Source organism: Duganella sp. GW822-FHT06D06 (genome assembly GCF_058799615.1).
Window position 1 is genome coordinate 12,297 of record NZ_JBXALQ010000024.1, and the last position, 25,179, is coordinate 37,475.

21 protein-coding genes are annotated in these 25,179 nt (G+C 63.3%); 10 read left to right on the forward strand and 11 right to left on the reverse strand.

Translation table 11 applies throughout. From position 1 onward, the window contains the following. Nucleotides 1-47 precede the first annotated feature (47 nt). A complete protein-coding gene (locus AC1RMD_RS28640; protein WP_492931815.1) occupies nt 48-572 on the reverse strand; it encodes a tetratricopeptide repeat protein in 525 nt (174 codons plus the stop codon). Between the two features lie 11 nt (nt 573-583). After that, the gene (locus tag AC1RMD_RS28645) at nt 584-2,599 is read right to left on the reverse strand and encodes a bifunctional 2',3'-cyclic-nucleotide 2'-phosphodiesterase/3'-nucleotidase (RefSeq protein WP_492931817.1); all 2,016 of its coding nucleotides are present in this window, start codon (nt 2,597-2,599) and stop codon (nt 584-586) included. Nucleotides 2,600-2,869: 270 nt separating this feature from the next. Between AC1RMD_RS28645 and prfB the strand changes: the two genes are divergently transcribed. The 4 genes from prfB (at nt 2,870) to AC1RMD_RS28665 (ending at nt 7,447) form a co-directional block, all read left to right on the forward strand. After that, a protein-coding gene (gene prfB, locus AC1RMD_RS28650) for a peptide chain release factor 2 (protein WP_492931819.1) occupies nt 2,870-3,974 on the forward strand; the annotation gives its coding sequence in 2 pieces (ribosomal slippage) (nt 2,870-2,950 and nt 2,952-3,974; 1,104 coding nt in all). Continuing rightward, complete coding sequence (locus tag AC1RMD_RS28655) at nt 3,974-4,654, forward strand: HAD family hydrolase (RefSeq protein ID WP_492931821.1); 681 nt, start codon at nt 3,974-3,976, stop codon at nt 4,652-4,654. The genes prfB and AC1RMD_RS28655 overlap by 1 nt, the downstream gene beginning before the upstream one ends. Before the next feature lie 26 nt (nt 4,655-4,680). Continuing rightward, nucleotides 4,681-6,210, forward strand: a complete 1,530-nt coding sequence (gene lysS, locus AC1RMD_RS28660) for a lysine--tRNA ligase (protein ID WP_492931823.1) — start codon at nt 4,681-4,683, stop codon at nt 6,208-6,210. Nucleotides 6,211-6,673: 463 nt separating this feature from the next. Then, the gene (locus AC1RMD_RS28665) at nt 6,674-7,447 is read left to right on the forward strand and encodes a substrate-binding periplasmic protein (RefSeq protein WP_492931825.1); all 774 of its coding nucleotides are present in this window, start codon (nt 6,674-6,676) and stop codon (nt 7,445-7,447) included. 212 nt (nt 7,448-7,659) lie between these two features. Here the strand turns inward: AC1RMD_RS28665 and AC1RMD_RS28670 are convergent, their stop codons facing one another. Beyond that, nucleotides 7,660-7,824 carry a hypothetical protein gene (locus AC1RMD_RS28670; RefSeq protein WP_492931827.1) on the reverse strand — a complete coding sequence of 55 codons (165 nt, stop codon included), beginning with the start codon at nt 7,822-7,824 and terminating at the stop codon, nt 7,660-7,662. A gap of 205 nt (nt 7,825-8,029) precedes the next feature. Here AC1RMD_RS28670 and AC1RMD_RS28675 point away from each other — a divergent pair, with 205 nt between their 5' ends. Continuing rightward, nucleotides 8,030-8,884 (forward strand): sensor histidine kinase, encoded by an 855-nt coding sequence (locus tag AC1RMD_RS28675; RefSeq protein WP_492931829.1) that lies wholly within the window; start codon nt 8,030-8,032, stop codon nt 8,882-8,884. Here AC1RMD_RS28675 and AC1RMD_RS28680 read toward each other — a convergent pair. After that, nucleotides 8,873-9,304, reverse strand: a complete 432-nt coding sequence (locus AC1RMD_RS28680) for a GFA family protein (RefSeq protein WP_492931831.1) — start codon at nt 9,302-9,304, stop codon at nt 8,873-8,875. The genes AC1RMD_RS28675 and AC1RMD_RS28680 overlap by 12 nt on opposite strands. Nucleotides 9,305-9,359: 55 nt before the next feature. Beyond that, nucleotides 9,360-10,730: a nucleotide 5'-monophosphate nucleosidase PpnN gene (gene ppnN / locus AC1RMD_RS28685; protein ID WP_332855835.1), complete on the reverse strand. Its 1,371-nt coding sequence runs from the start codon at nt 10,728-10,730 to the stop codon at nt 9,360-9,362. A gap of 267 nt (nt 10,731-10,997) precedes the next feature. Here ppnN and AC1RMD_RS28690 point away from each other — a divergent pair, with 267 nt between their 5' ends. Further along, nucleotides 10,998-12,497, forward strand: a complete 1,500-nt coding sequence (locus AC1RMD_RS28690) for a peptide MFS transporter (RefSeq protein WP_492931833.1) — start codon at nt 10,998-11,000, stop codon at nt 12,495-12,497. Between the two features lie 75 nt (nt 12,498-12,572). On the opposite strand, the gene glpD is transcribed toward AC1RMD_RS28690, so the two are convergent. After that, the gene (glpD, locus tag AC1RMD_RS28695) at nt 12,573-14,117 is read right to left on the reverse strand and encodes a glycerol-3-phosphate dehydrogenase (protein WP_492931835.1); all 1,545 of its coding nucleotides are present in this window, start codon (nt 14,115-14,117) and stop codon (nt 12,573-12,575) included. Between the two features lie 174 nt (nt 14,118-14,291). Between glpD and AC1RMD_RS28700 the strand changes: the two genes are divergently transcribed. Then, on the forward strand, nt 14,292-16,634 hold the full coding sequence (locus tag AC1RMD_RS28700) for a penicillin-binding protein 1A (RefSeq protein WP_492931837.1): 2,343 nt from the start codon (nt 14,292-14,294) through the stop codon (nt 16,632-16,634). Nucleotide 16,635: 1 nt separating this feature from the next. Here the strand turns inward: AC1RMD_RS28700 and AC1RMD_RS28705 are convergent, their stop codons facing one another. Further along, the gene (locus AC1RMD_RS28705) at nt 16,636-17,316 is read right to left on the reverse strand and encodes a TetR/AcrR family transcriptional regulator (RefSeq protein ID WP_492931839.1); all 681 of its coding nucleotides are present in this window, start codon (nt 17,314-17,316) and stop codon (nt 16,636-16,638) included. 178 nt (nt 17,317-17,494) lie between these two features. Here AC1RMD_RS28705 and AC1RMD_RS28710 point away from each other — a divergent pair, with 178 nt between their 5' ends. Then, on the forward strand, nt 17,495-18,409 hold the full coding sequence (locus AC1RMD_RS28710) for a lipase family alpha/beta hydrolase (protein WP_492931841.1): 915 nt from the start codon (nt 17,495-17,497) through the stop codon (nt 18,407-18,409). A gap of 10 nt (nt 18,410-18,419) precedes the next feature. Next, nucleotides 18,420-19,334 (forward strand): lipase secretion chaperone, encoded by a 915-nt coding sequence (locus AC1RMD_RS28715; RefSeq protein WP_492931843.1) that lies wholly within the window; start codon nt 18,420-18,422, stop codon nt 19,332-19,334. Nucleotides 19,335-19,336: 2 nt separating this feature from the next. Here the strand turns inward: AC1RMD_RS28715 and AC1RMD_RS28720 are convergent, their stop codons facing one another. The 4 genes from AC1RMD_RS28720 to AC1RMD_RS28735 all read right to left on the reverse strand — a co-directional run bounded on the left by AC1RMD_RS28720 (nt 19,337) and on the right by AC1RMD_RS28735 (nt 23,964). Next, nucleotides 19,337-19,675 carry a hypothetical protein gene (locus AC1RMD_RS28720; protein ID WP_492931845.1) on the reverse strand — a complete coding sequence of 113 codons (339 nt, stop codon included), beginning with the start codon at nt 19,673-19,675 and terminating at the stop codon, nt 19,337-19,339. 142 nt (nt 19,676-19,817) lie between these two features. Continuing rightward, a complete protein-coding gene (locus tag AC1RMD_RS28725) occupies nt 19,818-21,575 on the reverse strand; it encodes a methyl-accepting chemotaxis protein (protein WP_492931847.1) in 1,758 nt (585 codons plus the stop codon). Nucleotides 21,576-21,732: 157 nt separating this feature from the next. Beyond that, nucleotides 21,733-22,866 carry a GGDEF domain-containing protein gene (locus tag AC1RMD_RS28730; RefSeq protein WP_492931849.1) on the reverse strand — a complete coding sequence of 378 codons (1,134 nt, stop codon included), beginning with the start codon at nt 22,864-22,866 and terminating at the stop codon, nt 21,733-21,735. Nucleotides 22,867-22,986: 120 nt separating this feature from the next. Next, nucleotides 22,987-23,964, reverse strand: coding sequence for a choice-of-anchor A family protein (locus tag AC1RMD_RS28735; RefSeq protein WP_492931851.1), 978 nt, complete (start codon nt 23,962-23,964; stop codon nt 22,987-22,989). A gap of 207 nt (nt 23,965-24,171) precedes the next feature. Here AC1RMD_RS28735 and AC1RMD_RS28740 point away from each other — a divergent pair, with 207 nt between their 5' ends. Further along, nucleotides 24,172-25,110 (forward strand): 5'-nucleotidase, encoded by a 939-nt coding sequence (locus AC1RMD_RS28740; RefSeq protein ID WP_492931853.1) that lies wholly within the window; start codon nt 24,172-24,174, stop codon nt 25,108-25,110. Nucleotides 25,111-25,179: the final 69 nt, after the last annotated feature.

The window sequence follows — 25,179 nt, forward strand, 5'->3', positions numbered from 1 at the left end:
AAGAATTGGGCGGGAATTTAGCCGGCGTTGACCGGCGTTTGCCGACTTCACATGCCGGAGGTGCGCTGCGCCAGCGCGCGATTGGCGAAGCGCATCTGCGTCTCGGACAGCGCTTCGTTACGGTCGAAGCCCATGGAGCCGTCGCGCAGGCCGATGGCCATCGCCATCACCGCTTCAGGATACTCCAGGTCGGCCGCCTTTTCTATCAGGCGGCGCGCGGCCTGCTCATCGCGCTTGACGCCGTCGCCGCTCAGGTACAGGTTCGCCAGCGCGAACATCGCGGCCGGCATCTGGCGCCCCGCCGCGAACTGCAACCAGTGCGCCGCGGCCTTGGTGTCGCGCGCGACGGCCATGCCGTTCCGGTACATCATGCCCAGATAGTAGGCGGCCAGCGGATCGCCAGCCTTGGCGGCGGTGCTGAAGATCGAAAATGCCTTCGGCAGGTTGGCAGCCACTCCGGCGCCACCGCGCAGGTACTGGCGCGCTTCGTCAACCGGCCCGGCCGCGACCAAGCCTGCCGCGCCCGCAGCCAGCAACATCGTCATCAATCTCACCACCAGCACTTGCTTCATGCGCCCTCCACTCATAACGACAAATCGATGGCATACAGGGCCAGGCCCTTGCCGCCGCCATCGTCCGCTTTAATTTGCGAAACTGCCTTCAAGCCCGCCTCCTTCGCCAGTTCCACCATGTTGGGGGCGGAGCGAAACACCACCGCGCCCCTGGTAGCCACCGGTGCGAAACGCCAGCTGCGGCTCGAGCCGTTGCCGGCGCGGGTGACGTTCTTGCGCTGCTGGATGTAGGCGATCAGCACATCTCGGCTGGCGTCCGGCGAGGCCAGGATGGTCTTGCTGCCGTCCAGCCCAGGGAAAGCGCCGCCACCGCTGGCGCGGTAGTTATTGGTCGCGACCAGGAATTCCTGCGTCGGCGCCACGGCCGCGCCCTTGTACTGCAAGGCCGCGATGCGCTGGCCGAGCGGCTTGGTGACGTCGATCTGGTAGCTGACGTCCGCACTGCTCAGCATATCGAAGTTGAATCCGGGCGTGGCGGTGTTGACCAGTTCCTGCTGCGCGCTGCTGGCCGGATCGATGCGGTTGAAACGTTCCGCCGCTTTTTCCAGCCAGGCTTTCAGGCCGGCGCCGTCCACCTTCACCACGTGCAGCGCGTTCGGGTACAGGTACAGATCGGCCACGTTGTTCAGCGCCAGGCCGCCGGCCTTGACGTCGGTGTAGTCGCCGGCGCCGGCAGCGCCGGCCTTGAACGGCGACGCCATCGACAGCACCGGCAACGCCGCGTACCGCGGCAGGTTGGCCTTGACGTAGTTCTGCACGTAGGCGGTCTGCGCCTGGTTCACCACCTCGATGGCGCTGATGTCGCCGATGTCGGCGAAATAGGTCGTCATGCGGAAGTCGCTGGTGCCGACCGGTGTTTTCACGTAGCGGATGGTGGCCTCGTGCTCGGCCGCCACCAGCGGCGCGACGGCCGGATCGGCGGCGATGTAGCTGCCGTCGGCGTTCCGGGTCGCGCGTAATTCGACCGTGGTGCGGCTCTGGTCCACCACCCAGGCCTTGCCGTCGTACTTCAGGCGCAGGCCGATCACACCGAGGTGCTTGCCCCACAGGTTGGCCATCACGGCGGGCACGCCATGGACCGTGCCCCTGGCCTTGTCCACGTTTGGCAGGCCGAATTCCGGCGCCTTGCCGGCCGCATCCGGGAACGGCTGGTGCGAATGGCCGATCATCATCGCGTCCACGCCCGGCACTTGCGCCAGGTAGTAGTTGGCGTTTTCCATCTCCGGCGAGTACGGCGCGCCATCGAGGCCGCCGTGCGAGATTGCCACCACCAGGTCCGCGCCCTGCGCGCGCATCTGCGGAATGTACTTCTGCGCCGTTTCGCGCACGCCTTCGGCGTAGACTTTACCTTCCAGCCAGTGCTGGTCCCAGGACATGACCACCGTCGGCGCGAAGCCGATGATGCCGACCTTGATCGTCGCCGTCACCGGCTTGCCATCCGGTCCGGTGGCGCCGATCCGGCGCGTGAGGATGCGGTATGGCTCGAACAAGGGCTGTTTGGTCCGGGCGCTGTAGATATTCGCCAGCACGATGGGGAAGTTGGGCCCGGCGCAGCGCGGCGCGTCGGCAGGCACGCCGTCCACGTCGAAATGGCTGGCGGTGACCTGGTTCAGGTAGGCCAGACCGTAATTGAATTCGTGATTGCCGATGCCGCCGCCGTCCACGCCCAACAAGTTCATGGCCTTGTAGATGGCCAGCGCGTCGCCGCAAGCCACCGGCGCGACCAGCGCCTGGTAGTCGGCCAGCGCCGTACCCTGGATGGCGTCGCCGTTGTCGAGCAGCAGGTTGTTGGGAAATTCGGCGCGGGCCTGCTTGATCAGCGTCGCGGTGCGCTCGAAGCCGATCGACGGATCGGCCTTCAGCTTGTAGTAGTCGTAGCTGAGCACCGTCGCGTGCAGGTCGGTGGTTTCCAGCAGCGCCAGCGTGGCCTCGGCGCCCACGGGCGTCGGGGTACCCTGCGGCAGACCGGCACAGCCGAGCAACAAGGAGGGCAACGCGATGGTGAGGCGGCAAACTGCTGGGCGCATGAATGAACTATATTTGAGGTTGCGATTTTTAGGCAACGGAGCTATGCGCGACATCATACGCAGCGGATTTCCTTGCATCAAGCAACTTAAGGTGGAGACGGCGCATTTTATGCTTTTTGTGGCATAAATGTCAGCTTTCCGTTTCAATCGGAACGCGGTCCCCGCCTGCCCGGGCCGCCGCCGGGGCGGCGCCGGCTATTTAGCTGGGAGGGAGCGCCCCGGCTAGGGTATAATCGTAGGTTTGATTTCAGCCTTAGAAAAGAAGAAAACATGGAAGCCGAACGCATCAACGCCCTCTCCGCCCTGCTCGCCGATATGACCTCGCGCGAAGCCGAACTACGGAGGTATCTTTGACTTCGATAAAAAGTCAGAGAAACTCGAACAAGTAAACGAAGAACTGGAAGACCCGACGGTCTGGAACGACCCGAAAAAGGCCCAGGATCTCGGCAAGGAAAAGAAATCGCTCGAAGCCATCGTCTTCGCGCTGACCAAGGCCGACACCGACCTCAAAGACATGAGCGACCTGTTCGCCATGGCCAGGGAGGAAGGCGACGACGACACGCTCGAAGCGCTGATCGTCGATGCCGAGAACGTGCGCCTGGTCATCGAAGGCATGGAGTTCCGCCGGATGTTCAACAATCCGATGGACCCGAACAACTGCTTCGTCGACATCCAGGCCGGCGCCGGCGGCACCGAGGCCCAGGACTGGGCGTCGATGCTGCTGCGCCAGTACGTGCGCTACGCCGAACGCAAAGGCTTCAAGGTCGAAGTCATGGAACAATCCGACGGCGAGGTGGCCGGCATCAAGACCGCCACCATCAAGGTCGAAGGCGACTACGCTTACGGCTACCTGCGCACCGAGACCGGCGTGCACCGCCTGGTGCGCAAGTCGCCGTTCGACTCGGCCAACGGCCGCCACACCTCGTTCACGTCGCTGTTCGTGTACCCGGAAGTGGATGACTCGATCGACATCGAGATCAACCCTGCCGACCTGCGCATCGATACCTACCGCGCGTCCGGCGCCGGTGGTCAGCACATCAACAAAACCGACTCCGCGGTGCGTCTGACGCACGGCCCGTCCGGCATCGTGGTCCAGTGCCAGAACGACCGCTCGCAGCACCGCAACAAGGCCGAGGCGATGGAAATGCTGAAGGCGAAGCTGTACGAGATGGAACTGCGCAAGCGCATGAGCGAGCAGCAGAAGCTGGAAGACTCCAAGACCGACGTTGGCTGGGGCCACCAGATCCGCTCCTATGTGCTGGACCAGTCCCGCATCAAGGACTTGCGCACCAACTTCGAGACCGGCAACACCAAGGGCGTGCTGGACGGCGACCTGGACGACTTCATCTCGGCATCGCTGAAGCAAGGCGTCTGATGAGCTCCTCGAATTCGCAGCGCGCGTTCATCTTCGACATGGACGGCACCATCGTCGACAACATGGCCTTCCACACCAAATCGTGGCTGGCCTTCTTCGCCCGTCGCGGCCACGACCTCGACGCGGAGGAATTCTTCCGCGCCACGGCCGGCCGCCAGGGCCATGAAATCATGAGCACCTATCTTGGCCAGCAGATGAGCAAGGAAGAAAGCGCCGCGCTCGATTTCGAGAAAGAGTCGCTGTACCGCGAGCTGTACGCACCGCACCTGGCGACCGTGGCCGGTTTCGAGGCCTTCATCGCCCGCGCCAAAAGCGCGGGCGTCAAGCTGGCCGTGGCCACCGCCGCGCCGAACGAAAACATCGATTTCACGCTGGACGGCCTGGATCTGCGCAAGCAGTTCGACGCCATCGCCGGCGCCGCCGACGTCGCCCGCGGCAAGCCGGCGCCGGACGTGTTCCTGCTGGCGGCCGAGCGCAGCGGCGCCCTGCCCGTCAACAGCATCGTGTTCGAAGACGCGCCGCTGGGCGTGGAAGCGGCACGCCGCGCCGGCATGCGCGCGGTGGTGCTGACCACCACCCTGCCGGCCGAAGCGTTCGCCGAATTCGACAACGTCATCGCGGTCGTGCGCGACTTCAGCGAGCTCGATGTCGACGAGCTCTTCGCCGCCGCAATTAATTAATCATCACCTCAACAAAAGAACAGACCATGACTACGGATCTTCAAGAACAAGCAGCAGCGCCCGACGAAAACAAGATCATCGCCGAGCGCCGCGCCAAGCTGGCCGCCATCCGCGAGCAAGGCATCGCCTTCCCGAACGACTTCAAGCCGCAACACAAAGCCGCCGACCTGCACATGCAGTACGGCGAGAAGTCGCGTGAAGAGCTGGAAGCCGCTCCCGTGACCGTGGTGCTGGCCGGCCGCATGATGCTCAAGCGCGAAGCCGGCAAGAAGGCCGCTTTCGCCACGCTGCAGGATGCGTCGGGCCCGAAGGCCGATGGCCGCATCCAGATCTACGCCACGCTGGACCTGACCGGCGAAGCCGCGATGGCCGCGCTGCACCACTACGACCTGGGCGACATCCTGGGCGTGGTTGGCACGCTGTTCAAGACCAAGACCGACGAACTGACGATCAAGGTGTCGGAACTGCGCCTGATCACCAAGTCGCTGCGCCCGCTGCCGGACAAATTCCACGGCCTGGCCGACCAGGAGACCAAGTACCGCCAGCGCTACGTGGACCTGATCATGAACGAAGAGACGCGCCGCACCTTCAAGGCGCGTACCGCGGCGATTTCGTCGATGCGCCGCTTCATGGAAAAGAACGAGTTCATGGAAGTGGAAACGCCGATGCTGCACGCCATCCCTGGCGGCGCCGCGGCCAAGCCTTTCATCACCCACCACAACGCGCTGGACATGCAGATGTTCCTGCGTATCGCGCCAGAGCTGTACCTGAAGCGCCTGGTGGTCGGCGGCTTCGATCGCGTGTTCGAGATCAACCGCAACTTCCGCAACGAAGGCGTGTCGGTCCGTCACAATCCCGAATTCACGATGATGGAATTCTACGCGGCCTACACCGATTACCACTGGCTGATGGACTTCACCGAAGCGATCATCCGCCAGGCCGCGATCGACGCGCACGGCACCGCGACGCTGACCTACGGCGGCCGCGAGCTGGATCTGGCCAAGCCATTCCACCGCTTGACCATCGTCGACGCGATCAACAAGTACGCGCCAGGCTACACGCCGGAGCAGCTGAACGACGCTGAGTTCATCAAGACGGAACTGCTGAAGTTCGGCGTCAAGCCGTTCGCCACCGCCGGCCTGGGCGCGCTGCAACTGGCGCTGTTCGAGGAAACCGCCGAAGCGCAGCTGTGGGAACCGACCTACATCATCGACTATCCGGTCGAAGTGTCGCCGCTGGCCCGCGCTTCGGACACCCGCGAAGGCATCACCGAGCGCTTCGAGCTGTTCATGGTCGGCCGCGAGATCGCCAACGGCTTCTCCGAGTTGAACGATGCGGAAGACCAGTCGGCCCGCTTCCTGTCGCAGGTGGCGGCCAAGGACGCAGGCGATGAAGAGGCAATGTTCTACGACGCCGACTACATCCGCGCGCTGGAATACGGCATGCCGCCAGCCGGCGGTTGCGGCATCGGCATCGATCGCCTGATGATGATCATCACCGACTCGCCGAACATCCGCGACGTGCTGCTGTTCCCGCACTTGCGCCGCGAAGAGTAATCAAGCCAAAGCCGCTCGTTGAGCGGCTTTTTTTTCAGCCGGGATGAGAGGAGGCGCCGGGAAAGCGCAGCCAAACAAAGCGCCAAGCATTTCGCCCCGTTGCATGACGATTGGCGAATAAGGACGGAGTCAAGGATTCGCCATGATTGGCTCCTTTCAAATTAGGTCTAAAAATTGGACCTCTGAAAGGAAATATGGTTCGTTCTAGACTTTCGGCTTGAAGGTCGGGACCAAATTAGACTTTGCCCTGGATTTCATGGATTGCTTTAGACTCTGAAGGGGGAGTTCTAGACCAATTTAGCCTCAACCGGCCCTGATTGGACGGATTTAGACCAAGTTGCGATTTAAGATACCCAGCCCCCCCCCGCCCTCGGCCCCCACTGGCGCCCCCGGTAATTCTCGACCGCCCCCAGGAAAGCGAGTAATCTCCGAAGAAGTCTCTACTTCAAAGAAAGGAAGCGGCATGGCTGGTCGCAATACGCTGCTCTACCTGCACGCAGCGCTGCTATTCGTCGCGTGTGCATCTGCGCGGGCGACCGACACCATCACGCTTTACACCGAAGAATACCCACCCTTCAATTGGGCCGACAAGAAGACCGGCGCTGCCACCGGACTGTCCACCGACATCATCCTGGAGCTGATGCGGCGAGCCGAATTGTCCGTCACCGCGCCAGCCTTGATGCCGTGGGCGCGGGCCATGGCGCTGACCACCAAAAACGCCAACAGCTGCCTGTTCTCGATGGCGCGCACGCCGGAACGCGAGACCAGCTTCGCCTGGGTAGGCCCGGTGGGCCGCAACGAATGGGTGATGTACGCGCGCGCCGAAGACCATATCCATCTCAACAGCCTGGAGGACGCCAGACCCTACACCGTCGGCACCATCATCGGCGATGCGATGGTGCCGCTGCTGCGCGCGAACCAGCTGAACCTCAACATGGTCCCCTACAACCGCACCAACGCGCCCAAGCTGAAGATGCAGCGCATTCAATTGTGGTCGGAGGGACGCCTGCCCGGCCTCTACATCATGGATGAAATGGGCATCACAGGAATGGAAGCGGTGCTGACGTTCGCCCACTACGACATGTACCTGGCCTGTAACAAAGGCATGGACGCCAACGAGGTGGCCCGTCTCAACACCCTGCTGCGCGCCATGTACCGCGACGGCTCGGTCAAGCGCATCTACGGCAGCTACGGCTTCGACAACTACGCGCCACGCGCCGAACAGGTCGCGAAGTGAATCTCAACGCGTCACAGTCGGTGCGCTTGTTATCCTCGCGGCGCGGACATTGATCGACCCGCACGAAGGCGTTCTTGCGCTGCTGCAGGCGCTTCACCGCTGATGCAGCCTGCATGGGCGGCGACAAAGCAATTGCGGTATTGACCTTCAGATCGGGCCCGCCCGGCAGGCTGACGGTCGGGATAGGCAGGACATCGCGCGATTCGCCATTGTCATCCGCCACCAGCACCAGCGAAGGCGCATCCAGGTTGATCTGAATCGGAGCACACGAAAAACGCCGGGCGATTCTGCATATCGCTGGTTTCGCAGCCGACCAGCAGGTAGAGGGCCATCATGAAAATCAGGTGGCCGGATTTGGCTGGGCGGATGGCGGTCATAGTGTTCAACCCCATCAGGAGGCGTAGACAAACACTGCTCCGGACAAAAAATCGTGCGGCAAACAATGTTCGGAAACACACAGACGCCCTAGATCATAATGCGCAACACTGGGTCTTGCGTCTAGCTCTTGGCGCCCACCCCGCCCGCAGCGGCGCTCCGCGCGGGTGCCTTCGTTTGGGCATAGGTTCACCTGCGAGAATAGACATGATGCATGATTTCTTGGTATCAAACCGGACTGAACTTGAGCGACGCTGCCGCGACAAGGTTTCCGGCCGCCTCGATAGACTTCCGAACCAGCTGCAGTTGGAACATGGCATCCCCATGTTCCTTGATCAGCTTATTCGCACGCTCAAAGCCGAAGACCAAGGCGAGGCATGCGACGCCCAGACTATCTCGGGTCTCGCGTCCGGCGATCCCGAGCGCCACGCCGAGGTCGGTGTGTCGGCCGCTATCCACGGTGCCGATCTCTTGACGCTGGGATATTCGATCAATGAGGTGGTGCATGACTACGGCGACCTTTGCCAGGCCGTGTCCGACCTTTCGATTGACCTGAATGAAACCTTCACCATCGACGAGTTCCGGACGCTCAATCGTTGCCTGGACAACGGAATAGCCGACGCCGTGATTGGAGAAGTTAAGTACGCGGCTTCGTTGGAAGCTAAACTGTTGAAGTGCAGCCTGCGTGTCGAAGAGATTTCTTCCAAGCTGATGGTCGATGCGGACAAAGACCTGCTTTTCTCCGCGCTCGGAAACCTGCTGCAAAACGCGTTCAAATTCAGCGGCAGGGACGGCATCGTCACGCTTAGCGCCGACGCCAGCGCAGACCGCATACGACTCAAAGTTAAAGACAGCGGACCAGGGCTTAGTCCGGATGCTGCGCGCGACATGTTCTTGCCATTCACGCAGAGCGGGGCCAACAAGAGCGGCCTGGGGCTCGGATTGTCGATTGCGCGACGTAGCGTCGAAGCGAATGGCGGCTCACTCACGGTCGAAAGCGAGCTCGGTCACGGCTGCCTGTTCATAATCGAGCTGCTTGGTCAAACCAGACTAATCGAGTGAGAACTCCGGGCCGTCCCAGCCGTCCAGATACTTGGTCAGCGCGTCGGCGACATCGATGACGCGATGGCGGTAGAAGAGATGCATGGTCGGACTCAGGTCAACCGGCAGCGCGCCGCCTGCGGCGCGCGCCACCAGGCCGTTGGGCACCACCCGCATATCCAGACGATTTGTGCCGAACAGGGTTTCACCGCAGCCGGCGCAAAATGCGCGCGACAATTGTTTGCTCGGGTGTGCGAAGATGGCGGCTTCGCCCTTCGTCATACGGACGGACGCTTCGGGCCACGCCGTCGCCGACAGCATCGGCGTTCCGTAGAAATCGCGGCATGAGCCGCAATGGCAGTTCGCCCGCGCGGCTGGCTCGCCGCCCAATTCAATATGCACGGCGCCACACAGGCACTGTATGGAAATCGGATCTGTCATCGTCACTTGAATTTGTCCGGCGTCCGCGCCAGCTGCGCGCGGACGCCGGTTGGTATTACTGGATCACGCGATAGCAAGGCGTGTACTGCTTGCCCGCCAGCTTCATGCGATGCTGCGCCACGAAAGACGCCAGCAGCGCATCCATCGGCCCCATGATCTCCTTGTCGCCATGGATTTCAAAGTGGCCGAACTTCTCGATCGCGCGTATGCCCTCGTCCTTGACGTTGCCCGCCACCACACCCGAAAACGCCCGGCGCAGATTGGCCGCCAGCAGGTGCACTTCCTGGTTCTTGTGCAGGCTCAGGTTGCGCATGTTCTCGTGCGTCGGCGCGAACGGATGCTGGAACTCAGGGTCGATCTTCAGGCCCCAATTGTAGTAGTAGGCATCGCTGCGGGATTTGCGGAACTCGCGCACCTGCTTGATCCCCGCCTGCATCTCGCGCGCCACCAGCTCAGGATCGTCGATGATGATCTTGTAGCGCTGCTGCGCCTCGGGACCGAGCGTATCGTGGATGAACTGGTTGATCTGCACGAAGTACTCGCGCGAGGTCTCCGGTCCGGTGAACACCAGCGGGAACGGAATATCGGCGTTATCGGGATGCAGCAGGATGCCCAGGATATAGAGGATCTCCTCCGCCGTGCCGGCGCCGCCAGGGAACACCACGATGCCGTGCCCCGAGCGCACGAACGCTTCCAGGCGCTTCTCGATGTCCGGCATGATCACCAGTTCATTGACGATCGGATTCGGCGACTCGGCCGCGATGATGCCCGGCTCCGAGATGCCCAGGTAGCGCCCCTTGTGCAAACGCTGCTTGGCGTGGCCGATGGTGGCGCCCTTCATCGGGCCCTTCATCGCGCCGGGGCCGCAGCCGGTGCAGATATCCAGGTCGCGCAAACCCATTTGATAACCGACTTCCTTCGAGTAGTTGTACTCGGCGCGGTTGATCGAATGCCCGCCCCAGCACACCACCAGGTTGGGATTGAGCATGGGCTTGAGCACCCCGGCGTTGCGCAGGATATGGAACACCGAATCGGTGATGCCTTCGGTGCTGCCCATGTCGAACTTCGGATTGTCCGTCACCTCGTTGCTGACGAAGACAATATCGCGCAGCACCGCGAACAGGTGTTCGTGGATGCCCTTGATCATTTTGCCGTCGACGAAGGCGATCGCCGGCGCGCCCTTGATATCGAGCTTGATGCCGCGTTCGCGCTGCACAATGCTGATCTCAAATGACTTGTATCGTTCCAGCAGTTCCTTTCCATCGTCGATAGTGCTGCCGCAATTGAGCACGGCCAGTGCGCAATTGCGGAAGATGTTATAGAGACCGCCCTGGCTAGTGTCGAGCAGCTTGTTTACTTCCGCCTTCGAAAGCACTTCCAACTGGCCTTCGGGCGAAATCAGGGTATCGACAACGTCATGTTCCATGATGCGAAAATCCTTATTCAAATTCGATGCATTTCGATGCATAACAGGTAAGCCTGCAGTGCCAATATACGACAAACCGGCACATTGCGGGGTGGAGATTGCCATAGCAGGATTGTGCATATTTATTAGCACAAAAGACATATCTTTGCAGACCGGCCATCAAAATGTACGGCTGGGGCGATTTGTAGATTAAAATGGCGCCCAATTTGGCTCCCCACAAGGGAACCTGAGACACTTTTCATAGATCATAAAATTAGGAGAAGCCGCATGAGCGGTGCTACCACCACCAATACGGAAGTCGTTATTCCCGAATTCAAGCAGATCATGGGTCACCCTGCTCCGCTGTGGATGTTGTTCATGACCGAGTTCTGGGAGCGTTTCGCGTTCTACGGCATACGTTGGGCCCTGGTGCTCTACGTCGTAGCGCAGTTCTACAATGGCGACCCTACCGGTGAGTCCTCGGCCAACCTGATTTACGGCTCCTACCTGGCGCTGGTCTATGCCGCCGCGCTGTTCGGCGGCTACGTGGCCGATCGTGTCCTCGGCTACCAGCGCTCGATCCTGATCGGCGCCACCTTCATGTCGGCAGGCCTGTTCATGATCGCCTTCCCCGACCAGGTGGTGTTCCAATTCGGCCTGGCCACCATCATCGTCGGCAACGGCATGTTCAAGCCGAACATCTCGACCATGGTCGGCAAGCTGTATAGCGCCGCCGATACCCGCCGCGATTCCGGCTTCACCATCTTCTACATGGGTATCAACTCCGGCGCGCTGGTCGCACCGGTGCTGACCGAATGGCTGGCCACCGCCATCTTCGGCGCCCATGGCATGCCCGCTTACAAAGTGGTGTTCATGTCCGCCGGCGTCGGCATGCTGATCTCCCTGGTGTGGTTCTTCATCGGCCGCCGCAATCTGCAAGGCATCGGCGCGCCAGACGCATCGAACGCCGATCCGAAGCGCATGATCTACGTGGCACTGGGCTCGCTGTGCGTGATCCCGGTCGTGTACTTCCTGCTGGCCGCCGGCGCGCAAAACCTGCAAGTGGTGCTGTCCGTGCTGTTCGTCCTGCTGTCGGTGATGCTGCTGATCGAAGGTGTCAAGAACGGCAAGGTCGCCCGCGACAAGGTCATCGCCATGCTGCTGATCTTCTTCTTCAACATCATGTTCTGGATGTTCTTCGAACAGGCGGGCAGCTCGTTCACCTTCCTGGCCGATAAGATCGTCGACCGCCAGATGTTCAACTGGACCTTCCCTGTGGCCTGGTTCCAGATCTTTAACTCGCTGGCCATCATCGGCTTCGCGCCTATCATCGCCTTCATCTGGGTCGCCATGCGCAACAAGAATCCATCGATTCCGCGCAAGTTCGGCCTGGGCCTGCTGTTCAACGGCGCCGCCTTCGCGCTGCTGATGTTCGCGCTGTCGATGCTGGTCAACGCCGACAACAAGATCCCGTTCTGGCCTCTGGTCATGGTCTACGCGCTGCAATCGGTCGGTGAGCTGTGCCTGTCGCCGATCGGCCTGTCGATGGTGACCAAGCTGGCGCCTACCCGCCTGGTCGGCCTGGGCATGGGCGGCTGGTTCCTGTCGACCGGCATCGGCAACAACCTGTCGGGCATCTTCGCTTCGGCAGTCAGCGGCGAAACCGGCATGTCGGTGTCGTCCGCGCTGGTCGGCTACAGCTACGGCTTCTACGCCCTGGCCGCCGCCGGCGTGCTGCTGTTCCTGATCGCACCGCTGATCCAGAAGCTGATGCACGGCGTGAAGTAAGCGCCTTACACGTCAAAATAGATACCACCGGCACAGAGCGCGATCTTTAGCGCGTTCTGGGCGGTGGTATTTTTTTTATGCCGCTTGCTTGTGCTGGAACGGGTGTGCCGCCAGCCACGCCTGCAGCTTGTCGCCGGTGTCCGGCGGCAGGTGCAGGCCAAGCTTGGAGCGCCGCCACAGGATGTCCTGCGCGCTGCGCGCCCATTCGTAGCGGCGCAGGTAATCCACTTCCGTCGCGTACAGACCCGGCGCGATCTCCTCGCCCATCGCGGCGACGCTGTCCTTCTCGCCGAGCAGCGTGTGGATCCGGGTGCCATAGGCGCGGGCGTAGCGCGCCACCAGCAGCGGCGGCAGCCAGCTGTAGCGGCCCTGCACGTTGCGCACCCAGGTGTCGAATTCCAGCACCGAACGGTTTTGCGGCTCGGCGCCATGCAGGTCGCCGCCCGGCAGGCAGGCGTTGTGGGTCCAGGCGCCGTGGCGGTTGCCCAGCGCCTTGGCGATCAGGTCGACCGCCTCCTCCGCCAGCTTGCGGAAGGTGGTGATCTTGCCGCCGAAAACGCTCAACAGCGGCGGGCCGTCGCTGTCGACCTCCAGCCGGTAGTCGCGGGTGACGGCCTTGGCGTCGGCGCCGTCTTCCACCAGCGGCCGCACGCCCGAGTAGGTCCACACCACATCGGCCGGCGCTATGGGCTTGACGAAATACTGGCTGGCCAGCTCGCACAGGTAGCTGATCTCGTCCTCGCTGATGGCGACCTGGTTGGTGTCGCCGCGGTAGTCCAGATCGGTGGTGCCGATCAGCGTGAAGTCGCGCTCATAGGGAATCGCGAACACGATGCGGCCGTCCCGGTGCTGGAAGATGTAGGCATTGTCATGCTCGAAGATGCGCTTGACGACGATGTGGCTGCCCTTGATCAGCCGCAGAGTCCTGCCGTCCTCTTTCGGCAGCGTCGAGTGCAGCAGGCTGGCGGTCCACGGCCCCGCCGCGTTGACCACGTAGCGCGCGTTGACGCGCACATCGCCGCAGCCGCTCTTGTGCAGCGCCGCTTCCCAGCCGTCGGCCTTGCGCGTCAAGCGCTTGCACTCGGTCTGGGTCAGGATGGTGGCGCCTTTTTCGCAGGCGTCGATGGCGTTCAGCACCACCAGCCGGGCGTCGTCGACCCAGCCGTCGGAATAGATGAAGCCGCGCTTGAACTCAGGCTTGAGCGGCTGGCCCGCCGCGTGCGCGCGCAGGTTGATGCCGGCCGATGCCGGCAACAGCTCGCGCTTGGCCAGCAGGTCGTACAGCATCAGGCCGGCCCGTATCATCAGCGCCGGGCGCTGGCCGGGCGCGTGCGGCATCACGAAGCGCAGCGGCCACATGATGTGCGGCGCGGCGCGCAGCAGCACCTCGCGCTCGATCAAGGCCTTGCGCACCAGGTTGAACTCGTAATACTCCAGATAGCGCAGGCCGCCGTGGATCAGCTTGGTGGAGGCCGACGAGGTGTGCGAGGCCAGGTCGTCCTTCTCGCACAGCACCACCGATAAGCCCCGCCCTGCCGCGTCGCGTGCAATGCCGGCGCCGTTGATGCCGCCTCCTACGATCAGGATGTCGCAATCGAGAGTGTGCTGCGGTTCTGCCATGTCTTCCCCGGTTGTAGAGCCAAAATTATTCAGAAGCTGTTACGTTACGACAAAATCACCAATAGTCATAGGGGCGCGCGACCATATTTGCATAAAAAGCCATTTTTCATTTAAGGATGGCCGAATTTTGTTGGTCTATAATCGCGCCTACCGCTGCTACCGTGAGACTACGCCTTGACTGCTTCCCCCATCAATCTGTCCAAATGGCTGAACCGCCGCAACGCCATCCGCGGCTTTATTGTGGCCGGCGTCGCCGCGCTGGTCGCCGGCGGCCTGCTGCTGGGCTACCTGCTGCTGTACGTGGCGCCCAACCTGCCGTCGCTGGAGGTGATCACCGATTACCGGCCCAAGATCCCGCTGCGCATCTACACCGCCGACAACGCCCTGATCGGCGAATTCGGCGAGGAACACCGCGACTTCGTGCCGATCAAGGACATCCCGGAGATGATGAAGAAGTCCGTGCTGGCGATCGAGGACAAGCGCTTCTACGAACATAACGGCATCGACTGGCGGCGCGCGCTGGGCGCGGCGCGCGCCAACCTGGGCGGCGCCATGCGCCAGGGCGGCTCCACCATCACGATGCAGGTGGCGCGTAACTTCTTCCTCACCCGCGAGAAATTCTACGGCCGCAAGCTCAATGAGGTCATGCTGGCCTTTAAGATCGAGGCGGCGCTCAGCAAGGAGCAGATCCTCGAACTGTATATGAACCAGATCTACCTCGGCCAGCGCTCCTTCGGCTTCGGCGCGGCCGCGCAGGTCTATTTCGGCAAGCCGCTGAAGAACCTGGACATCGCCGAGATGGCGATGCTGGCCGGCCTGCCGCAGAATCCGGCCCGCCACAACCCGGCCGTCAATCCCAAGCGCGCCAAGCAACGCCAGCACGTGGTGCTGCGCTCGATGCGCGAGCTGGACTACATCAGCGAAGAGCAGTACCAGAAGGCGCTGCACCAAACGCTGCACGTCAGCCATCGCGGCCAGGGCTTCGACACCCACGCCGAGTACGTGGCCGAACTGGCGCGCCAGGTGGTGTACGCCCAATTCAAGGAAGACTCTTACACCAAGGGCATCAGCGTCTACACCACGATCCTCAAGGCCGACCAGAACGCGGCCTACGAATCGGTGCGCCGCAATGTGCTGAACTACGACCAGCGCCACGGCTACCGCGGCCCGGAGACCTTCATCACGCTGCCGGCCGGCGAAGAAGAACGCGACGACGCCATCGAGGAAGCGCTGCAGCGCCGCCCGAGCAGCGACCGCCTGATCGCGGCCGTGGTGCTGGAGGCCGGCGCCAAGTCGGTCAAGGTGCAGAACCCGTCCGGCGAAGAGATCACCATCAGCGGCGACGGCCTGCGCCTGGCCGCCAACGCCTTGACCGACAAGGCCAAGGAGACTGTGCGCCTGCGTCCCGGCGCGGTGATCCGCATCATGCAGGACAAGAACGGCTGGAGCATCACGCAGGTGCCGCAGGTGGCGGCGGCGTTCGTGTCCATCGATTCGGTCAGCGGCGGCTATCACGCCATGGTCGGCGGCTTCGACTACAACCTGCAGAAGTTCAACCACGTCACGCAGGCCTGGCGCCAGCCGGGTTCCTCGATCAAGCCCTTCGTGTATTCGGCGGCGCTGGAAAAAGGCTTTTCGCCGGCGACCCTGATCAACGACGTGCCGCTGGACCTGACCGGCGCCGAAACCGGCAACGAAGCGTGGAGCCCGAAAAACGACGACGGCAAGTTCGACGGCCCGATCACCATGCGCACCGCGCTGGCCGAGTCGAAGAACGTGGCCTCGGTGCGCATCCTGCGCTCGATCACGGTGCCGTACGCGCACAACTACCTGGGCAAGTTCGGCTTCGACCTGGCCAAGCATCCGAAGAACCTGACCATGGCGCTGGGCACCGGCTCGGTGACGCCGGCGCAGCTGGTGGGCGCGTACTCGGTGTTCGCCAACGGCGGCTACGCCGTCGAACCCTACCTGATCGCCAGGATCGTCGATGGCACGGGCAAGATCATTTCCGAGGCCAAGCCGCGCACCACGCTGCCGGACGACGCCCGCGTGATCGACCCGCGCAACGCCTTCGTCACCGACGGCATGCTGCGCCAGGTCACACGCACCGGCACCGGCGCCGCCGTGGCCCGCCTGGGCCGCCCCGACCTGGCCGGCAAGACCGGCACCTCCAGCGACGCGGTCGACGGCTGGTTCGCCGGCTACGGCGGCGGCATCGTGGCGGTATCGTGGATGGGTTACGACGATTCGAAATCCCTGGGCGGCAAGGAGTTCGGCTCCAGCGTGGCGCTGCCGATCTGGATCGACTACATGAAGGTGGCGCTGCAGAACCGGCCGGCGCATGAACGCCAGGTGCCGGCCGGCTTGACGCAGGTGGACGGCGAGTGGCTGTTCGACGAGTTCATCGGCGACGCCGCGCGCCATACGCTGGACATGGACGACCCGGCGCCGGGCGCGGAGAATGTGGCGCCGCAGCCGGCCGGCACGGCGCCGCAGCCGACGCCGCCGAACAACTAAATCAGGACGCCAGGTAGCCGCGCATCATGCGCACGGCGCTATCTGCAAACTGGTCCGGGCCGACATCGGCGGCCCGGTACTTCCAGCGCTTCACATACCAGTCCTGGAACATCGCCATGATGTGCGCGGCCTGCAGCTCCGGGCTGCCGGCGGGACGCTGCGGCAGCTGCGCGATCACGCCGGCGAACAAAGCCTGCACGTGCAGCTCCGATTCCTTGGCCGTGGTGCGCTGCGCCGATTGCAGCACGCGCGAATCCATGAACACAAAATAAAACCACGGCTGCAAAATCTCGGACACATAGATCGAGGCGCGCATCAGCGCTTCCAGCTTGTCGAGCGGCTCGGTGACGTCGTCGAACAGGCGCGGCATCTCCTGGGTGGCGTAGCGCACCACGTCCTCGATCATCTCCGCCAGTTGATCCTTGTTGCTGATGTAGCCGTACAAGCCGCCCATCGACAGGCCGGTCTCCTGGCACAGGTCACGCAGGTTCATGGCGCGGAAGCCGACGTCGTTGGCCAGCTTGAAGGTGGCGCGAAAGATCCGTTCCAGGTTTTCCAGCGCCGGCTTGCGGCGCTTGACGGTGATGCGTTCCGCGTTGTGGTCGAGCAGATATGCCCAGATATTGACGCCGTCCAGCGGCGTCATCGCCTGAAATTGTTGGAAGTCGAATCGCGACGGCAAGGTAGTCTCTTTATTTGAGTTTTGGTCTTGATTATAGCCCAGGAAAACAACTGGGATCAGAGCTCCATCAGATTGGCTCCCCAGGCCTGACGTGCGGACTGCACGGCCAACGGCTCGGTGCTACATTTTGCTGACCGGGGAAATACCCGGACCTCAAAAAATACACTCGGAGACTTCAATGAAAACACGCTTCTGGAAGTACCTCGCGGTCTGCCTGATCGCCCTGACCTCCCTGCCCGCGCCGTCCTGGGCGGCCGGCTACACGCAAACCAAGTATCCGATCGTGCTGGTGCACGGCCTGTTCGGCTTCGACAACATCGGCCCGGTCGACTACTTCTACGGCATCGCGTCGGCGCTGCGCAGCGGCGGCGCCAATGTGCATGTGACCTCGGTGTCGGCCGCCAACAGCACCGAGGTGCGCGGCGAGCAGCTGCTGGTGCAGGTCAAGCAGATCCTGGCCGCGACCGGCGCCACCAAGGTCAACCTGATCGGCCATAGCCACGGCGGCCCCACCTCGCGCTATGTGGCGTCGGTGCGGCCGGACCTGGTGGCTTCGGTCAGCAGCGTCGGCGGCGTCAACAAGGGCTCCAAAGTGGCCGATGTGCTGATCGGCGCGGTGCCGGACGTGAGCTACAGCCTGGCCAACGCGATCTCCGGCTTGATCAGCTTCCTGTCCGGCAGCCCGGCCTTGCCGCAGAACGCGCGCGCGGCGGCCGCCTCCTTGAGCACCGCCGGCACGCTGGCGTTCAACAGCCGCCATCCGCAAGGCGTGCCGACCTCGGCCTGCGGCGAAGGCGACTACCAGGTGCGCGGCGTGCACTACTTCTCGTGGAGCGGCGCGCAGCCTTACACCAATCTGCTCGACATCAGCGATCCGGTGCTGGCCCTGACGGCGATCGCCTTCAACGGCGCCAAGAACGATGGCTTGGTCAGCAGCTGCTCCAGCCACCTGGGCCGCGTGATCCGCGACGATTACGCGATGAACCACCTGGACGAGGTCAATCAGCTGGTGGGCATCACCAATCTGTTCGAGACCAGCCCGGTGACCATCTTCCGCCAGCAGGCCAATCGCCTGCAGGGACTGGGACTGTAAGGAGCGCACGATGAGCACAAACGCAAAACTGCTGCGCTTCGGCGCGCTGGCCGCCGTGGTCGGCGTCGGCCTGTATCTGGCGCTGCCGCGCAACGAGGCGCCGCGGGCCAGCGCCGCCGATCCGAACTATTTTGCGTTTGTGCCGTCGATGATCGGCACGCGGCCCGACGGCGCGGTGCGCCAGGTGGCCGACAAGCTGACCGTCAACGCGGAGCTGGCCTACCTGTTCGACTACTATCTGGCGGGACTGGGCGAGAAGCCGCTGGAGGCGATACGCGTGGAGATCGGCCGCGAGCTGGATCGCCGCCTGAGCCCCGCGCCGGCGGCGCAAGCCAAGCGCCTGCTGGATGCCTACCTGGCCTACAAGCGGGAGCTGGTCGATGTGGACCGCGGCCTGCCGGCCACGCAGGACCTGGCGCAGGGTGCGCGTCAGCGGCTGGAGGCCATGCAGCGCCTGCGCCGCTCGTACTTCAGCGACGCCGAAGCCGAGGGGCTGTTCAGCGCCAGCGACGCTTACGACCTGGACGCGGTGGCCCGGCTGGAGATCAACGCCGACCAGGGCTTGACCGATGCGCAGCGCAAGGAGCGCATCGCGGCGCTGGACGCGCGCCTGTCGCCGCAGGCGCGCGACGAACGCGATGCGCCGACCAAAGTGCTGAAGCTTGAGGAAGCCGTGGCGAAGGCCCGCGGGCAAGGCATGGGCGACAACGAGATCTACCGCATGCGCGCCGCCGCGTTATCGCCCGCAGCGGCGGCCCGCCTGGCCGATGTCGACCGCGAAGAAGCCGACTGGCATCGGCGCATCGCCAGCTATCAGGCGCAGCGCCAGCAGCTGGCTCCGGGCGCGGATCCGGCCTCGCTGCAGAAACTGCGCGACGCCATGTTCTCCGCCGAAGAGCAGAAGCGCCTCGCCGCCTACGAGTGAATTCAGTGCACGTAGCGCGCGATGAAATAGACGCCGCCAAGTAGCACGATGACAAGGCCGTACACCCTCCAGAGGTGACTCATCAACGTCTTACGAAGTTCAACGCGATGCTCCTTCAGGGCCATGTTGAATTCTTCATGTTGGCGATCCAGTGCAGCGCTGAATTCCGCGCGATGTTCGGCCACGTCATTCTTGGTGGCAAAACTGGTTCGTATTACAGCCACATCAACCTCCACGGCTGCGAGGCGTGTTTCCATCGCAGCGAAGCGCACTTCCGCTCTTCCATCATAGGCGGAGCGGGAGACATTTTCAATTGGATCGGTATTGTCAACGGAAGGCATATTCGCTCCTCACGGCAGCATGGTCGCGCTGCCACCGTAGCACCGGTAAGCGCCGCGACGATTGAGCCATGTCAAAGTAAAAAAAAGCGGCCCGAAGGCCGCTTGACTTTGCTGCTGCGCCAGATAGTGGCTTACTTTATTGTTAGAACTCTTCCCAGTCGTCGCCCGCCACGCTGGCCGTCTGCCGCGCCGGCGCCTTGGCCGCAACGGCCTTCAACGCCGGACGCGCGGCCGGCGCCGCAACAGCCACCCGCGCAGGCGCCGCGGCCAGGCGGGTCTGCCGCTGCGCCATCGCCTGCGGGCGCGGCGCCACGACCTGGTCCAGCTTGAACACGCTGACCACTTCCGCCAGCGCCGCCGCCTGCTCCTGCAACGAGGCCGCCGCCGCTGCCGCCTCTTCCACCAGCGCCGCGTTCTGCTGCGTCACCGTGTCCATCTGCCCCACCGCCATGTTGATCTGGTCGATGCCCACGCTCTGCTCCTGCGTCGCCAGGGTGATCTCGCCCATGATGTCGGTCACGCGCTGCACGCTGGAGACGATTTCACCCATCGTCGCCCCGGCCTCCGCCACCAGCTTGCTGCCGGCGCCGACCTTGTCGACCGAATCGCCGATCAATTCCTTGATCTCCTTGGCCGCCGTGGCCGAACGCTGCGCCAGATTGCGCACTTCCGACGCCACCACCGCGAAGCCGCGCCCCTGCTCGCCCGCGCGCGCCGCTTCCACCGCCGCGTTCAGCGCCAGGATATTGGTCTGGAACGCAATCCCGTCGATCACGCTGATGATGTCGACGATCTTGGACGACGACGCGTTGATCGACTCCATCGTATCCACCACGCGCGCCACCACATCGCCGCCGCGCAGCGCCACGCCGGACGCCGACGCCGCCAGCTGGTTGGCCTGGCGCGCGTTGTCCGCATTCTGCCGCACGGTTGAGGTCAGCTCCTCCATCGACGACGCGGTTTCCTCCAGCGAACTGGCCTGCTCCTCGGTGCGCGAGGACAGGTCCAGGTTGCCGCTGGCGATCTGGGTCGACGCCGTCGCTATCGTCTCGGTCCCGCCGCGCACCTGGCCGACGATGCGTATCAAGCTGCCGTTCATGTCCTTGAGCGCTTGCAGCAGCTGTCCGGTCTCCTCGGTGGTCTTGACCTCGATCCGGCTGGTCAAGTCGCCCGCCGCCACTGTCTGCGCCACGCGCACCGCCTCATTGATCGGCGTGGTGATCGCCGCCGTGATGTAGGCCGCGCAGCCGATCGCCACCAGTGCCGCGATCACGCCCGACGCCACCATCGCCCATTCCGCGCGGGTGATCGCCGCCGCGCCCTCCTCCACGCTGGTGGCCGCGATGTCCTCGTTGAGTTTTTCTATCTTCATCAGCGTCGTCTCGGCCTTCAGGAACAAGGGGCGCGACAACTGGTACTGCGCGAAGAATTCGACAAACAAATCCTTCTGTTTCTGTTCGTCCTTGTTGGCGGCCAAGGCGCCGACGATGGAGCCGATCTTGTCGTCCACCGCTTTCCACGCGGCCCATTCGCCGGTGAACTGCTTCCACAGCACCGCTTCCTCGGCCGTTTGCGGCAGCGGCTCGTAGCGCTTCCAGCCGCGATCGATGCTGGCCCAGGCTTTCTTGCGCAACTCCTGCGCTTCGCTGAATTTGTCCTGCGATTGGTAGTCGTTCTCGTAGACCGCCGTGTACAGCGTGGCGGCGGCCACCGCCGTCTGACCCTCGCTCATCGCCAGCAAACCCTGGATCGACGGCAGCCGCACCACGCCGATTTCGTTGACGGCGCCGCCCACCTTGACGATGCCCGCGTAGCCCGCCGCGCCCACCACCAGCAGCGCAAGCATCATGATCGCCACCAGCACGGCGAGCTTCCACTTGATGAGTAAGTTCTTGAACATCCGGTACCTCTTGAAGTGGTTAGGTCGGTGAGAGAATGTGTGACAATTCCCTCAAAGCACAATATGCTGCCCAGTCAGGGCAGCGTCAACCAGATTCGTCCGGTGTGTGGCGCTGTGCTCACAATTACGGGATAGGGGTGCGGCCGGCGGCCGGCGCTCAACCGCCGATTACGCGGTTGCGGCCGCTGCGCTTGGCTTCATACATGGCGGCGTCGCCGGCGGAGATCAGGCGTATCAGGTCATAGCCGTGCTCGTCCGACGAGACTACGCCGACGCTGGCCGTGTAGCGCACCGACAGCGCGTCGATCTCCACCAGCTCCAGCTCGATGCGCGCGCGCAGGCGCTCGGCCACCTTGGTCGCGGACGGCAGGTCCGAACCGTCCAGCACCAGCACGAACTCCTCGCCGCCGAAGCGCGCCAGCAGGTCGTAGGGCCGCAACTCCAGCTTCAGTATCCCCGCCAGATGGCGCAGCACCTCGTCGCCGACAGGATGGCCGTAGGTATCGTTGATGGTTTTGAAGAAGTCGACGTCGATCATGATCACGGCCAGGCTGCGGCGGCCGCGCTGGGCGCGCAGGGCGATCCGCTTGCCGTGGATTTCCAGGCCGGCCCGGTTCAGCGCCCCGGTCAGCGCATCGAGCGTCGACAGGCGCCGCAGCCGTTCGGCGTAGCGCCACATCACCATCAGGATCAGGCCGAACGCGATGCAGACCTGGGCCAGCGGTATCACCAGCATGCTCGCGCCCATCACCAGTGAACTGGGCACGTCGGCCGGATCGCCATGGAACAGCATGTGCACGCCGCGCCCGAACAAGGCCAGCCCCAGCACCGAAAAGCCGACCACGCTGATGATGATGCCGCGCCAGCCGCCGTGGCGCGCGATGGTGACGGCGCACAGCCAGTTCAGCAGCGCGAAATAGAAGCCGCTGAAGCACAGCCGCGCCCGCAGGCTGGGCACGACCAGGCTGAAGTAGGCGGAGATCAGCAGCGCCAGCACGGTGATGATGGCCACGCCGCGCCAGCTCAGCGTGTCGGAACAGTGCACGCGCAGGCCGCGCAGCACCAGCGCCAGGCCGAACGCCATGACGCCGTAGCCGACCACCATATTCAGGACGGCGGGCAGGCCATCCAGGTTGGTCATGGCCAGCCCGATCGATACCAGCAGATTGCCCAGCGCCCACCAGCGCAATTCGGGCGGGCTGCCGGAGTAGCAGGCGGAAGCGACCAGCAGCGCCGTCGTCAACAATGTGACGCAGACCTGTACCAACAATAGAGTGTCGAGATTGAGCACGCCGGATTCCGCCTGGTGGATGCCCCAATGTATCCCAGCGCACGGCCAGTGGCAATCACACATGCAAAAAAGAAACAAAAAAAGCTGCCGAGGCAGCTTTTTTCGCGACGCCGGCCGAAATCAGGCCTTGCGGCGGCGTGCAACCACGCCCACCAGCGCCAAGCCGCCCAGCAGCATGGCATAGGTTTCCGGCTCAGGCACCGGGGTGGCGACGTAGCCCTTGAACGGCTCGTAGCCGATCTCGACCGCGCTGACCAGGGCCCGCGCCACAACGCTGCCCTCCAGGTGGCCGGCGCCGGACAGCACGCCGTTGTTGGCCAGCACCGAACCCCAGACAAAGGTATTGATCTTGACGTCCGTGGCGTCGTTCAGGTTGAACAGCACATTGGCGCGCAGGTGCTCCAGCTGGCCGTCCTGGCCGCCGCCGAAGACCACGTCGCCGGTGCCGGTCACGTTGATGACCACGGTGGCGCCGTCTTTCACATTGCTCAGCGTCAGGTTGCTCAGGTTGCGGGTGTTGACGTTGAACACTTGCAGGCCGGCGCTGTTGTTGCCCACCAGCTCGATGCCGCCGTTGGCGAAGTTGACCGTGCCGTTGCTGGCCTGGCTGTTCAGCGTGGTCGACAGGCCGGTCAGCTGGGTCTTGGCCGCGCCGAAGTCGGTGTAGGTCGAAATATCGGCCTGGTTCAGCGTCAGGTAGGACGACGAGGTGTTGGTGCCGCCGTACACGCCATAGCCGTTGTAATTCTTGGTGTATTCGGTGATCGGGCCGATCGAGGCGTTGGTGTTGACGTTGGCCAGCGGCGCGGCGTAGATGTCGCCGCCACTCAGTCGGACGTTGCCGCCGACCACCAGGCTGGGCGCGGTCACGCCGTACGGGGTGCGGTAGCCGATCGATGCGCCCGAGGTGATGGCGGAGCCGCCGACGGCCATGCGGCCTTCGATATCGGTGAAGTTGCTGGCGTTGCCGTAGAAATAGGCGCTGAAGTCCGACGCCGGACCCAGGTTGAAACTTGGCGCTGCGGCCTGGGCGCTGCACAGGGCAGCCGCGCCCAACACCAGCGGCAAAATGCGATGCATCAGAGTGGAAATAGTCATGGTATGTAATTGGTATGTTCGTTAGGAAACAGGGGAAACCCGCAAGCAAGGGCTGAATTATATCTCATTAACAACAATAATAATATTCTTGGCAAGAAAAATATTCACACCGTATGACCAATCAAATACCAATATATGCCGCACGCTATGCGGGCGTATCGGTTAAAGTGATGCATATAGCAACCTATGCAACCCACCGACTAGACCATGGCCTACCCTATCGAGCACAAACTGGTGATCGGCATCGCCTCCAGCGCGCTGTTTGACCTGACCGAATCGCACAAGATCTACCTGGAAGGCGGGGCCGAGGAGTACCGCAAGTACCAGGAACAGCATATCGACGTCATCCTGGGCAAGGGCGTGGCCTTCCCCTTCATCCGCCGCTTCCTCAACATCAACAAGCACTACGCGCAGTCGGCGCCGGTGGAAGTGGTGCTGATGTCGCGCAATTCGCCGGAAACCGGGCTGCGGGTGATGAATTCCATCGCCCACTACGGGCTGGACATCTCGCGCGCCTGCTTCGTCACGGGCAAATCGCCGTACAGCTACCTGCCGGCCTTCAATACCTCTTTGTTCCTGAGCGCCAATGAGGAAGATGTCCGCAATGCATTGGAGGCCAATTATCCGGCCGGCCTGGTGCTGCCCTCGCGCACCGAGGACGATGACGACGAGGAATTGCGGGTCGCCTTCGACTTCGACGGCGTGATCGCCGACGACGAATCGGAGACCGTCTTCAAGCGCAACAACGATGTCGACGAGTTCCATGCGCACGAGCGGGAGCGGGTCGCCATCCCCCACCAGCCCGGCCCGCTGGCCGACCTGTTCCAGAAGCTGTCGCTGATGCAGCGCCTGGAGGAGCGGGCCCAGCGCCGCGATCCGTCGTACCAGCGCATCCTGCGCATCGCCATCATCACCGCCCGCAGCGCGCCGTCGCACGAGCGGGTGGTCACCACGCTGAAGAGCTGGGGCGTGTCCGCCAACGAGACGTTTTTCCTGGGCGGCATGGAAAAAGCCCGGGTGCTGGGCATCTTCAAGCCGCACATCTTCTTCGACGACCAGCTCAGCCACCTGAAGTCGGCCGGCGGCAACATACCGATGGTCCATGTGCCGTTCGGCATCGCCAACCGGCCGCACAAGCCGGAGTGAGCGGACTTAAGCGACGGGCGGCGGGAGGGCGGGGCTTCGTCTATAATGTCGGCAGCGGCATTGCCCCTC